The organism is Dorea sp. Marseille-P4042 (assembly GCF_900290215.1).
Lineage (GTDB): Bacteria > Bacillota > Clostridia > Lachnospirales > Lachnospiraceae > Dorea > Dorea formicigenerans.
Window position 1 is genome coordinate 129,110 of the sequence record NZ_OLMI01000003.1, and the last position, 13,031, is coordinate 142,140.

The following is a 13,031-nucleotide window of genomic DNA, read 5'->3' on the forward strand; positions in this document are numbered from 1 at the left end:
TGCATTTCTTTTCTTTAACTATATTATGTTTTACACTTTTTTGCGTTAAAACACAAGAGACTATTTTAACATAATTAACAATAATACAAAGGACTGTTTGTGCAGTTTTCACAATTCTATTTTTTCGATATGAAATCTTGTTATATTTTATTAAATATCTCTACTGCCTTTTGTGCAAAGCGCTTCCCATAAATATTAAAATACTCTTTATAATTTCCCATTCCATTGAACTTTTCCATATTATTATTTACTCCGACCGGTCCAAGATGAATCACTGGCTTTCCACAAGCCATACCGCCTGAATAGCACAGCATTCCTTTTACCATCTCAATTGTCAAAATAGACTGAATGACCTGAGTTCCGCCACCATGTGTGTACTGCTCTGTTGCAAATGCGCCACCCATTTTCCCCGGAAACTCTAACTCTCCTGCTTTTTCAAACAGCCAATTATGAATCTGCGGTGTCATCTGTGCCATATAGGAAGGAGAACCTACTACAATTCCTTTTGCTTCCTTTACAAAATCTTCATCCACTTTTTCAATAGAAAATGCTCTGGCTTCTACTCCTGAGACTTCATTCATTCCATCGGCAATCCATTCTGCTGCCTGTTTTGTATTTTCAGTTTCTGAGTGGTAAATAACTGCAAGCTTCATAATAATTTTCTCCATCATTTGTGTATCGGTTTATATAGATTTCATCCCTTGTTCAAACGCCCCCTCAGAGGTCATGTTGCAAGCGAGCTGTATGTTTAGAAGATTAAACGTATTTCTTTATTTCTTCGATCACAATTTTCAAAGCTTTGATCCGGGCATATTTCTTATCTACGGATTCCAGAATATGCCACGGTGCGTATTCTGTGTTCGTCTTTTGAAGCATTTCATTCACCGCAACTTCATATTCATCCCATTTTTCCCGATTTCTCCAGTCTTCATCGGTAATCTTCCACTGTTTCTCCGGATTATTTTGCCGCTCTTGAAATCTCGCCAGCTGGGTATCTTTATCAATCTGTACCCAGAACTTAATCATCACAGCGCCCCAGTCTTTTAATTCTTTTTCGAATTCATTGATTTCATTATAGGCACGCTGCCAGTCATTTTCACTGCAGAATCCTTCCAGGCGCTCTACCATCACTCTGCCGTACCAGGTTCTGTCAAATATCGCAATATGCCCGCTTTTGGGCAGTCTCGTCCAAAAACGCCACAGATAATGTCTTGCTTTTTCATGCGGTTCCGGTCTGGCAATCGGTTGTACCTCATAACCTCTTGGATCAAGCGCCTCGGTAATTCGTTTGATATTGCCGCCTTTTCCTGCTGCATCCCAGCCTTCATATGTGATAATGACCGGAATCCTTTTCCGATAAAGTTTATTGTGCAGTTTTCCTAATTCTATCTGAAGCTGTTTTAATTCTTTCTTGTATTCTTCATCATTCAGTATTTTGTCCTGCAAATCAATATCTGCAAGACGTGGAATTGGTTCCAGCGGAAATACATTTTGCAAGATTGGCACCGAATGTGCCTGATTCTGCAATGCCACTTCAATGTTGCTCACCAGCGTCTCCATCACCTGCAGCTCTGCCCACTTCTGGTCACCTGCATCAATGATATACCATGGTGCGGAAGATGAATTTGTATCTGACATGTACTTTGAAAATGCCTTTTTGCATTTTTTATAATGTGCATTTTCCCACTGATCGAACAGGGAAACGCGCCATTTTGTATCCTTGCTTTCCAGAAGATTCTGCTCCCGTTCTTTTTGTTCTTTCTTCTCTATCTGCATAAAAAACTTCAAGACAAGATAACCGTTATCTGTCAGTTGTCTTTCAAAATTGCGGACACTTTCTATACGAGAAGCATATTCTTTTTCATCTGTTTTTCCCTCTAAATGCTCTCTGCAGATCTGCTCCAACCAGCCAGAATCCAGGAATGTGAATTTCCCTGCTTCTGGAATCTCCTTAAAAAATCGATATAAAAATGGATATCTTAGTTCCTCATCTGTCGGCTCAGACATTGTCACGACCTTGAAAAAGCGCGGATCAATATTCCGGATCACCTTACCGATCGTGCTTCCCTTTCCGGATGTGCCCCAGCCTTCAAAAAGCACAATTACCGGAATTTTATGTTCCTTGATCTTCATCTGTAAATCATACAACTGCTTTCTGGCTGTAGATAAACGTAACTTCATCTCATCCTTTTCCGGCATACGTGCCGGATTCCAATTCGTCAACATATCCGAGTCCTCCTTATTCTTATTCTTATCCTTGTCTCTCTCTGTATCGTCCGATACTGCTAAATTTCATCCATTACTGCGTCATTGATTACATCGTACGCATCTTCAAGTGCATCCAATGCTTCCATCAAAGTATCTGCTTTCTCCTCAGCTCCCTCCTCCTCATACTGATCCAGTACTTCCACAAGCGCATCTTTTACCTCCTGCAGCGCCTCCATGATTTCCTGCAGATTGTCTTCTCTATTTGCCATTGGTAAAATATTTATAATTTTTCCCATGTTATAATCTCCTTTCCCAGACCTTATAATAACTTTTCCGTCCATTCTTTCTCTTTAAATCCCGTCAACACAAGATTTTCTTTCACGATCAATGGTCGTTTCACAAGCATTCCGTTTGTCGCCAGAAGCCTCAACTGCTCTTCCTCGCTCATGTCAGGAAGTTTGTCTTTTAATTTTTGCTCTTTATAAAGCATACCACTTGTATTAAAAAACTTCTTTAGCGGTAAATCCCCATTCTCATACCACTGCTTCAGCTCCTCGTAAGTTGGATTCTCCTCCACAATGTGACGCTCCTCATAAGAAATGTGATTGGCATCCAGCCATTTCTTTGCCTTCTGGCAAGTAGAACATTTTGGATAATATAAAAATAACATCTTTTCAATCCCTCCGTAATAGTTTTTACTTATTTTTGCTTCTTTCCCAGCTGCCAAAATGCCACCGCACTTGCCGCTGCTACATTTAATGAATCAACGTCATGTGACATCGGAATCTTGACTGTGTAATCACACATCTCAATTGTCCTATCCATCAAACCTTCGCCCTCGGTTCCAAGAATAATTGCCAGCTTCTCTTCCTGCATAAGTTCCGGATTGTCGATTCCGACCGAATCATCTGTCAGCGCAAGCGCTGCCGTTTTATAACCCATTTCCCGAAGTTCTGTAATCGCCTGCCTGGGCCAAAGTATCTCCCGCTGGCAACGCATTTCATTATTGTCCTGAATAAATGTCCACGGAATCTGAAAAACCGTTCCCATACTGACTCTTGAGGCTCTCCTGTAAAGCGGATCACTGCATCCAGGAGTCAGAAAAACTGCATCCATGTTCAAAGCTGCTGCCGACCGGAAAATTGCACCGACATTCGTCGGATTCATTACATTTTCCAAAATGACGATCCGGTCTTTTCCCTCACACATATTCTGATAATCTATAAGCGGCTGACGCTTTAGGGCGCACAGCATTCCTCTTGTCAATTTGAATCCGGTCATTTTTGTCAGCACTTCAAACTCCGCTGTAAATATCGGGACATCTGTACCTTCAAACCTCTCCAGAATCTGCCTTGTCTCTTCATTTTCTTTCATCTGATGCTTTTCGACCAGAGCCGATACCGGGATATAGCCCGCATCTAACGCTCTGCCAATTACCTTCGGACTCTCCGCGATAAATAATCCAGCCTCCGGATTGTCCTTATTTAAAAGCTGCGCCTCGGTACGTCTCGCATAAATATCAAGCTCCGGTGCGGAAAAATCATTGATTTCTAATATGTTTAGCATTTTGTCTGCAATTCCTTCCCCATACTATTTTCTTCTATATGCTACTGAATTCTCCCTACACCACTCTTCTGCCTTATCAAGATACGCCTGGCTTCTGTAATCATAATAAAGCTGACTGATTCCCAATTCATTTATCTTTAAAGACTCTGTAAGGATGTCTTTTTCTCAATGCATTCGAAAGCATTTCAGATACTCTTTCATTTCCAATATCATATGCAAAATGTTCTAGAATATTTTTCAAAAAGTGACAGATATTCTTCTTCGACTTCTTCAAATGGACGAACCGTATAATCTAAGTCAATATGTAACTCTGGAATTTCTCCGTATTGTATTTCTCCAAGTAAATGTTCCAGGTCATACCATAGCATTGCATGATCTATTTCTTTGAGTTCTTTCTGTTCTTCCTCCGTCAAATCTGAGCCCAAAAATTTTTCATAAATTATGCCAAGCAAATGTTCTTCCTGCTCCTGATATTCCGGTAGTTCATTCTTAAATGGTGTTGGAACATCGGACATATAGCATTCACTTGCATCATGAAGCAAGCATGCAAGTACCATTCGATTTGACAGACCACGGGCTGCTGCCTCCCTGGCACAGCAAATACAATGCTGTCCCACCGACCAAAATGTCTTTACATGTCCATTTCCACGGCAAAGCATGGAAAGTGCATGTGCAATATCTTCAATCCGAATTAACTCCGGATCCGGATTTGTTGGTTCAAAATGTTTTCCTGTGTATGTTGTAATATATTCACTCATCATTTTCTCCTGTTACTTCATAGCCTCCTACTAAAATTATTTTCTATGTACATATGCCTTGAAATCAATCACCTTTGCTGGTTTTCTTTTTGGGACAATCCCTAAACGTTCCATGTCTAATTTAAAAAGTTCCCTTGGATATCCATATGCGTCAAAACCATCTGGCTGGCAAATATCTCTGTTAAGATACTCATTCAAGTCCCACTGATACTTTGTTTCCTTCTCAAATTTCTTATCAAAATACTGTGCATCTGTTATCATTCTATTTATGCCGCCAACGGATTTCTTACCGTGTGTTTTTGTAACAATCGTATCACCTGACATTCTAAAATACTGTTCTATCTGATCTTCTAAATAACCCATTTGTTGCATCACGCCATGAATCACACGACTAATATACAATGTATAATGATTCCAATTCCTTGGTTCAATATCTGTCATTGCTATTGTATAGCGATTGCTGGCATTTACTATAAACAGTACATTTCTTCTCTTTATTTTTGCCAAATGTGTATCCCAACAAAACACAAGCGATGTTTCTTTTATTTCACTAATCTTTGTTGCTTTTAATCGTTCTTGAACAGCCTTTGTTGCACCAATTTCCATATATATCACCTATTCTTATGTATAGCTTTTTCCTTCCTCGAATACTTCCATTATACCATCGAACTTTTCTTCTGGCATTAACCGATTATTTTATTAGTGTACTCTTCTTTCGCAATCCCCTGTGATTAAGAATTATTACAATTTTACCAAATGCAATAATTTCAATTTTTCTAACAGCCATCGAATTCCTTTTGCCAGGCGCTTCCCGGAATCTGCGAAATGTCCTCCGGGATTCCACTCTAATACTACCCGCTCTGCAAATGGATCTTCCAGCAATAATTTTTCTTGTTCCCTGGTGCGGTCTCCCACGGCTTCCATTACTGCGTTCTTCGTCTTTTCTTCCTTGCCTCCAAGGCTTAGATATACGCTGCATTTTCGCTTCAACTTATGTTCTCTCATGTAAATATCCCAATCCTTGAACCATAGAGAACCAGAACAACACGCAATTCCAGCAAATGTATCACATTCGTATGCCGCCCACAGCGCAAATAATCCTGCCAGGGAATAGCCTGCCAGCCAGTGCTCCTGTTCTTTCACATGATATGTCCGGTCAATATATGGGACTCCTTCTTCAAGTAACCACTTCAACGTCCTTGCGCCTTGTCCATCAAATGCTTCCGTTCCAAATGCCGCCGGTGCTTCCCAGGGTGAAAAATCCCGGTTCCAGTCTTCCACCTGAAATGCTACTAGCAAAAAGTTCTGTTCTGGCACAAGTTCCATCAAAGCTTCCCAAAAATGTTCTACTTCTCCTCCCTGATGCGGATACATGCCCCAGAAAATAACCGGACCTCCCGATCCATTCTGTACGATACGTAATTGTATATCTGCTACGATTGTCTCTGTCACATTTATCTTCTTCATTTTCATCACATTTCTGATTCCACTGCCATCCTTATCATTTTCTCAAATGACTGCGCAAACCGCTCATCATCTTCCTCAGTACGTTTCTTCGGCCCTTTTATATGATTTTTATGAGAACTTCTTCTCGCCTTCTTATTCAAATATCGCTCCATAAGCATCTGATCAATATTGTCATTGGTGTACCATTTGCCAGACTGATGAATAGCAAATGCACCCTTTCCCAACGCCATCGCTGCCACTCCATAATCCTGTGAAACCACAATATCTCCCCTATGACAAATGCCGATCAACTTATAATCAACAGCATCCGCTCCGGCACCCACAACAATCACTTCACTGTACTCAGATGTCAGGACATGATTTGTGTCACATAATAAAGTCACTGGAATGTTGTATTTTTTTGATATGTTCTCAACTATGCTGACCACCGGGCAGGCATCAGCATCAATGAATACTCGCATGTTTCTCTCCTAAAACTCCTACTTTTTTCTATTTACAAATAGTGTACAAATCTTTAAAATAAGATATTAAGTGCTGATAGAATGGCGTTTATATTTAGACGCTTTAATCATTAGGTACTAATTAAAATGAAAATGGGCTTCTTGTATGGTATCTGCTTGTCAGACGCTTTAGCCAAGAAGTTCTTTTATTTTCCTCATTTTAAATAATCATAATCTGATTTTGATATAATTAAATATTTTATCTTCCATTAACCTCATTTTTTAACACTATAATCTTATTAATTTCTTCTTTTGCCTGTTGTAATTCGTCATAATCTCTCCATTTAAACATTTTTTTAATGCTTGTTCCGTATCACACAAATAACTTTCTTTACATTGTTTATAATGCGCACATTGTTTACACTTATCTTCATTTACAAATGCATAATTATGAATTGCTAATCCCTCAGGCATGTACAATGAAAATATTTCAGAATACACATTGTTTATGTCTAATTTATTACTTTCCATTCCATACAAATACTTCAGAAAATTATGCTCTCTCTTGCTAAATAAGCAATTAGCTCCAATATCTCTAGCAATTCGAATTCCAGCATAAATTGCTGACATCCATGCCCCACAATATCCTTCCTCACCAATTATAATTTCATTTGGAACACCTTTGTCTCCTTTTTTATTACCTCTGGAAAAGTTTTTAACAATGCCTGTGAATCTGTCAGCATTTTTTGATATATTTGTTCTCCTACTGACTCTTGATACATATCAGATAAATCTACTTTTTTAATCATTCCATGATCTTCAGCCATATTCAAAAACAAACTAATAATTTTTTCATCTTTTCGTTCCATTTGTTTAACTTGTGCTTCAAAAGACGAATATGGAATATATAATTGGTCTGCCCACAAAATGGTAGATGGATGGATTGTTTGCCAACCATGAAAAATCTAAATTACAGGAATCACAAATTCCAAATTCTCTTGCTATTCCTAATCCGGTAACCAACACTTTATTCATTAGTAAATTTCTCCAATCAATCTTCTTTTTAATATTTTTCCGAACTATACATTACGTTCCCACGATTACCTCACTCTTTTAATCAAGTTTACTCAATACAGTTTTTCAAAGTACCGCTTTTATACCATGTATTAATCCAATTATGCTTACATTCTAATATATAATCAACTTCTCTTAAGGTGTTTACCACTTCCATCTAATTATTGCATTTTATTTTTTCAAAAATATATAAGTCACTTTTGTTACCACAAACAGCCTGCTTTAAATAATATGCCCAAATTCATTATAATGAATTTGGGCTCATACTTATACTAATTTTATTCTTTTTCAAAAATCTTATCTAATGTTTCTTCCATATCTGCAATCAAATTTACTACTAATGCATTTCCCATCATAAATCTCCTCTTATTTAACGGCATTTCCACTGTTTCTCCATTTACTAAACAATATTTTGTATGATCAGTCGGGAACCCCTGAATCCGTTCCGTCTCTCCTGCTGTAAGCAATCTAATATTCCCTGTTTTTTTATCTTTTACAATATGAGTGGAGCGATTAAATCCTCCTTCTGATGTCAACATTGTTCTAGCTGGCTTGTCTTCATCATCGACCATCGGAATTGCACCTTCTGAAAATATATACTCGTGTCCACCTGATGATTTACGTGCTAATTTCTTTGCACCTTTTATATATTGCCAAGTCTGTCTTTCTTCTTTTGGTAATTTTCCATGAGTTTCATCACTATGTGTAATATTAGGATTTGTATAATACAACTTTTCTTTTGGGATAAAATACTTTTTATCCACTTCTTCTTTTTCCATGATGTCTCCCAATGTAGTTACATTTCCTTCATACTTTGGCATAGTTTTGGTCGTATACACAACTCCATCTTTCATAACACCAGTATTTTCAAAGTTAAATTCAAATTCTTCTGAAAGTTCACCAATTCCTTCCGGCAATTCTACTATCTTCATCCGCTTAGAATCTACATCATATACTGGAAATGTTTCTGCAAAAAAGCCATCATGAACCAAAACTCGGTTCATACTTTGTCTGTTTTCTTCCAGTTTACTTTTATTTATATATTGAATTGCATCAGCAACATCTTCTGCATATTTTGTATCATTCCTATATGCAAAAATAAATGTTCTTCTTCTACGTTGCTGATAACCATATTCTGCTGCATTAATAACACGCCATTCAACTGTATATCCTTCATCTCTGAGACATGCAAGAATAATTCCGAAATCTCTTCCTCTCTGCTTTGCTGGTGATTTAAGCAAGCGATCCACATTCTCAAGCAAAATAAATGGTGGTTGTTTTTTCTCCACAGTTTCTCTAATAGACCACCATAAAATTCCTTTTTTCCCTTCTAAGCCTTTTGATGTCGCCAAAGATGATGCTACCGAATAGTCTTGGCACGGAAAGCCACCTACTAACAAATTGAAATCTGGAATTGTTGATTTATCTACTTCTTCAATATTGTAATTAGTTGTATCCTCTCCATTTTTATCTAAACATGTTCCAAATCTATATACATAACAATCATGTGCATATTGTGTCTTTTTCTCCGCTGGTTCCCACTGACTGAACCAAACGGTATCCCATTTTTCTTTTTTACCATAATCTTTTGATGTTTTTATATTATTAAGTCCGCATCTAAAGCCACCCACTCCAGCAAACAATTCGCAAACTGTCTTTTTCACTTTGTTTTACTCCTTTTTTTATTGCCGAACGATCGTTCTTTTTAATATATTAACTTATTTTTTTCAGTTTGTAAAGATCATTTTTAAATTTCTTCAATCTCATCTGATATTTTATACAAATTTTTCAATTCATCTAATTCTTGTTGATTATGTTTTTTTTCATTTCTTAAATCCTTTATTTCTTCTTTTATTATTTTTGCTTTTTCACTATCTGCATTTTTCTTTTTATCATTTAAAACTGTTATTTTCTTTTTGTTCCAACTGATTTTTTGCTCCAACTCCTGTATTTCTCTACTGATTTCATCATACCCCTTCTCTGCTTCCGAAAAATCATACGTATCTAAGTCAAAATCAATATCCAAAGGAACTATCATTACTGGTTTATTTATGTTATGATTATCAATATTTTCTTGAAACCTTTCTCTAGCAGCATTGACTCCCACTACACCATCGCTAATAATTTTTTTCAAATTGTCTGTGGCTGCAATATAAATATACAAGTCTATTTGAGCATTTTTATTAATCGCAGACACAAGTCTGAACATGTCTTTATACACCATTGCCCAATTTCCAAATTGTATTTCACCAAGGATATTAAATGTGTTATGTGCTGAATTCATGTCCATTTTATGTTCATCATTTTTTTGTTTTACACAAAATTTATCCCACTTTTGCCGTAATTTATTATCTTTTATGTATTTATCAACTATTAAATCACCATCTCTTATAGCATTTTCCCCATAACAATAATCCCACAATTTATAAAAATTGGTTTCTTTATTATATATAGAAAAATCAAATTCTCCTTTTCCCTTTACCGGTGGAAGAAATGTTCCAAATACAACATTAGTTTCTCCTTCTATTCCTGGAATTCCTTTCAATTTTTCTCGTATCGCCTCATTTAATGAGTTTGCACTTATACCATGTATATATTTCTTTTGACGTCTTACATATCCGACATGAAATGACCCCTTCAAAGCATTTAATAATTGATCAATTAATTCTTTATGTAGTTGATACTTGTCTATTGCATTATTTAATAATATAGGTTCCTGTATCGTAAATGGTAACTCAATGGGATATGCTATTTTCTTTTTTCCTGACATCTTACTCCTCCAAAAAATTCTCGTCTAACTGCGACAATATGTATTCTTTATTTAACCAAAAACATTGTTTCGGAAACATGCGTCCATCCGGTAATTCATCTACATCTTGGGCGTTTCTTGCATGTGGACGAACATGACATATAGGATTATCAGAAGCCTTAGGAAAATTATTGTAGTTTTTACCATTGACTTTTTCAACTTCTAACCCATCAATCAAAATCTGTTTGGTTTCTTTCCAGACTTTCCTTACATTTCCTTCCAAATCTTCATACGGCATATTCCAGAATTGTGCACCCCTTAACCTCAATTCTCCATTTTCATCAAATTTATATACCACAAACAAAAATCTTGTTTCTCTTAAATAATTTCCAAATGTGGAATTTTCCCAATCCTCTTCTACTAATTCTTTGAACCGAAATATCGGGAATGACATATGTTCTTTGATTTTATTATTGTTTTCAACCCTAATAGTTTTTACTACAACATTTGCTTTTACAAATTCTTCTGCTTTGTTGCTTTTTATGCCTAACATTCGATAAGCGAGAATAGCTCCTAAATCTTTTGGTTTCTTATTAATATTCACTTCATATTTATAGCATAGTTCTAATTCACTGCTTCCACAATGTTCATCTATTTTCTTTACTACATAGTCCTCAAATGACTCTTCTATACTTCCTTTTACAATTGGTTCATATGTCTTTTTACCTGGGATAATATAATTATTCAGTACATATGTCATATACGAATTTTTGAAAGCAAATGCTCTTGGTTTTGCCAACTCATCACTAAATGGCTGCTCACGTCTATCCTCAGAAGTTGCCGCTTTCGTAGCTGCTCCTAAATAAAGTGTATCTCCTTCTGATAATTCATGTGCTTTTCCTGCACATATTTTTTCTTTAATTACATTAAAATCATGCTCAATTATTTTCATATCTTCTTCCGGAGGTGAAAATAATTGAACATAATCAATTTTATAATCCAACCGATTTTCAATTTCTTGTCTATATAAATAATAAACCAGCAAAATCAGCCGAGCTTTTGCCCACATATGACTTTCTTCGAAAGATTCATTTACAACTGAGCAATAGTCTATCATTGTTAAAATCAATCGCTCTTTGGCTGAAATGCTTCCATTTTTATTAATTTTATATGGAGTCACTTTCAGTTCTACACCAGCTTTATCAAAATCTGGTCGGGCATCATTATTAGACTGATAATGAAAATATCGTTCTTCAACAAGTTCTCCCAGTCCGCCTTTTCTTTTTTTATTTTCATGTTTTACTTCATAGTTTTCTGTCTCTCTGACAACTGCTGCTTTTCGCATATCATCTTCGTCACAGATGTCTTGAAATGTTTTCCCAATTAATCTTTTTCCATATGTTTCAATCGATATCGGATTGGTTTCATCATACTCTAACAAATATCCCATAAATTATTCCTCTTCAAATGTTACTTCTTCCATTTCCAGTTCAAAAATGGTTTCTTCAATCACTTTTACACATTCATCTGTTTTCTTAAGAATATCTTTTCCCCAAAAATGAATCACAGTCCAGCCCAAGGCATTCAAGGCCTTATCTTTCTCATTGTCTCGTGTTATATTTTCTTGAATCTTTTTAGACCAATATTCTCCGTTATTTCCTTTTTCCACTTTAGCTTTTAATACTTCCCAATCTTTTCCGTGAAAAAATTCACTGTCACAGAAAATAGCTATACGATATTTCGTCAGGCAAATATCTGGTGACCCCGGAAGCTTTTTATAATTCTTTCTATAACGATATCCTTTTGCCCATAGAGCCTTTTGCAATGTAACTTCAATTGTTGTATTCTTTCCTCTGATTTTACTCATCGTTTTTCTACGCTGTTCAGTTACATTATTAAAAACTCTTTCTTTTGCTTTCATTTGCTCATTTCCCTAACATGTAATTTTTTATATTATACCATAAAAACATGTTACAAAAGCGAGCATATTTCTCTTAACTATTCTCCATCCGGTCTCTTCTGTCCGTCAGCTTTTCTCCTTCATATGTAAAATATGCGGTTCCCTGTACCTGGTACTCACTTTCCAACAATTCCTTTGCCAGTGCTGATGTAGAGGTTGTCACGCCTTTATATGACACATGTCTGTCATCTACCACAACCACCTCAATTGACGGATCATTGATGTACTTAATTTTAGCACCCACTGGTATTCCGTATTTACTGAAACGAAATGGCCCACGTCTAGCTTCTCTTGCGATTTCATTTGCCATCTCTTCATCTAATGTCTCGTGACCTTCCGGTGTCAACTTTTTCAATCGGGCTTCTGTTCCACTTATCTTTGCAATGCATTCTAATAAGCTATAGGCATCTTCCGGACTCATCGCATAGAACTCTCTTTTTCGCTCTCTTCCGGCAAATGTTTCGATAGATCGTAAGTCTGGGTTCAGTCTGTCAATCAAATCATGAAATACTACATCTGTCAGATTTGATTCTACTTCGTAAGTCGCATATGCGCGAAATGCATATGGAATCGCTTCGCTTCTATTTAGTTGTCTCAGTCTTTCTTCAAGCTTTGCTGCATAGCCAATCTTTACATATTCTGGAAATGATGGATTCGTCAATATATAAATTACACCTTGTGCCATAATATCCTCCTTGTTGACATTTTCCTATTCACTATATGCTTTTATTTGCAAGCGAAAACATCTTTCGCAAACCATACCGTGAAGTCGCAATTTCAGTTTTTATCAACTTCTCCTATATACATTG

General features: G+C 36.4%; 16 protein-coding genes and 1 other annotated feature (1 of these 17 cut by a window edge). All 16 genes read right to left on the minus strand.

From position 1 onward, the window contains the following. Positions 1 to 9: a binding site (T-box leader), on the minus strand; it reaches 261 nt to the left of the window's first position. A 131-nt stretch (positions 10 to 140) separates the two neighbouring features. Further along, positions 141 to 653 (minus strand): flavodoxin family protein, encoded by a 513-nt coding sequence (locus tag C7E02_RS14000; RefSeq protein ID WP_117495266.1) that lies wholly within the window; start codon positions 651 to 653, stop codon positions 141 to 143. A 103-nt stretch (positions 654 to 756) separates the two neighbouring features. Beyond that, complete coding sequence (gene pap / locus C7E02_RS14005) at positions 757 to 2,226, minus strand: polyphosphate:AMP phosphotransferase (protein WP_105309904.1); 1,470 nt, start codon at positions 2,224 to 2,226, stop codon at positions 757 to 759. Positions 2,227 to 2,285: 59 nt separating this feature from the next. After that, entirely contained in the window at positions 2,286 to 2,504 is a 219-nt protein-coding gene (locus C7E02_RS14010) for a hypothetical protein (protein WP_005339964.1), read from the minus strand. Positions 2,505 to 2,527: 23 nt separating this feature from the next. Continuing rightward, entirely contained in the window at positions 2,528 to 2,878 is a 351-nt protein-coding gene (locus C7E02_RS14015) for an arsenate reductase family protein (RefSeq protein WP_005339963.1), read from the minus strand. A gap of 29 nt (positions 2,879 to 2,907) precedes the next feature. Next, on the minus strand, positions 2,908 to 3,774 hold the full coding sequence (locus C7E02_RS14020; protein WP_105309905.1) for a TrmH family RNA methyltransferase: 867 nt from the start codon (positions 3,772 to 3,774) through the stop codon (positions 2,908 to 2,910). A gap of 209 nt (positions 3,775 to 3,983) precedes the next feature. Continuing rightward, positions 3,984 to 4,532: a hypothetical protein gene (locus C7E02_RS14025; RefSeq protein WP_105309906.1), complete on the minus strand. Its 549-nt coding sequence runs from the start codon at positions 4,530 to 4,532 to the stop codon at positions 3,984 to 3,986. 36 nt (positions 4,533 to 4,568) lie between these two features. Then, on the minus strand, positions 4,569 to 5,138 hold the full coding sequence (locus C7E02_RS14030) for a DUF6933 domain-containing protein (RefSeq protein WP_022278939.1): 570 nt from the start codon (positions 5,136 to 5,138) through the stop codon (positions 4,569 to 4,571). Between the two features lie 135 nt (positions 5,139 to 5,273). Further along, positions 5,274 to 5,999 carry an alpha/beta hydrolase gene (locus C7E02_RS14035; RefSeq protein WP_242978887.1) on the minus strand — a complete coding sequence of 242 codons (726 nt, stop codon included), beginning with the start codon at positions 5,997 to 5,999 and terminating at the stop codon, positions 5,274 to 5,276. A gap of 5 nt (positions 6,000 to 6,004) precedes the next feature. Then, positions 6,005 to 6,460, minus strand: a complete 456-nt coding sequence (locus C7E02_RS14040; protein ID WP_105309908.1) for a YaiI/YqxD family protein — start codon at positions 6,458 to 6,460, stop codon at positions 6,005 to 6,007. Between the two features lie 267 nt (positions 6,461 to 6,727). Beyond that, positions 6,728 to 7,069, minus strand: a complete 342-nt coding sequence (locus tag C7E02_RS14045; protein ID WP_105309909.1) for a hypothetical protein — start codon at positions 7,067 to 7,069, stop codon at positions 6,728 to 6,730. Between the two features lie 29 nt (positions 7,070 to 7,098). Then, positions 7,099 to 7,308 (minus strand): hypothetical protein, encoded by a 210-nt coding sequence (locus tag C7E02_RS14050; protein ID WP_105309910.1) that lies wholly within the window; start codon positions 7,306 to 7,308, stop codon positions 7,099 to 7,101. A gap of 483 nt (positions 7,309 to 7,791) precedes the next feature. Next, positions 7,792 to 9,177, minus strand: a complete 1,386-nt coding sequence (gene dcm, locus C7E02_RS14055; RefSeq protein ID WP_005339941.1) for a DNA (cytosine-5-)-methyltransferase — start codon at positions 9,175 to 9,177, stop codon at positions 7,792 to 7,794. A gap of 83 nt (positions 9,178 to 9,260) precedes the next feature. Next, positions 9,261 to 10,283 carry a hypothetical protein gene (locus tag C7E02_RS14060; protein ID WP_005339939.1) on the minus strand — a complete coding sequence of 341 codons (1,023 nt, stop codon included), beginning with the start codon at positions 10,281 to 10,283 and terminating at the stop codon, positions 9,261 to 9,263. Position 10,284: 1 nt separating this feature from the next. Beyond that, positions 10,285 to 11,712, minus strand: a complete 1,428-nt coding sequence (locus tag C7E02_RS14065; RefSeq protein ID WP_005339937.1) for a Sau3AI family type II restriction endonuclease — start codon at positions 11,710 to 11,712, stop codon at positions 10,285 to 10,287. Between the two features lie 3 nt (positions 11,713 to 11,715). Continuing rightward, positions 11,716 to 12,183, minus strand: a complete 468-nt coding sequence (locus tag C7E02_RS14070) for a very short patch repair endonuclease (RefSeq protein ID WP_005339936.1) — start codon at positions 12,181 to 12,183, stop codon at positions 11,716 to 11,718. A 73-nt stretch (positions 12,184 to 12,256) separates the two neighbouring features. Continuing rightward, on the minus strand, positions 12,257 to 12,907 hold the full coding sequence (locus C7E02_RS14075) for a GIY-YIG nuclease family protein (protein WP_105309911.1): 651 nt from the start codon (positions 12,905 to 12,907) through the stop codon (positions 12,257 to 12,259). Between the last annotated feature and the right edge of the window lie 124 nt (positions 12,908 to 13,031).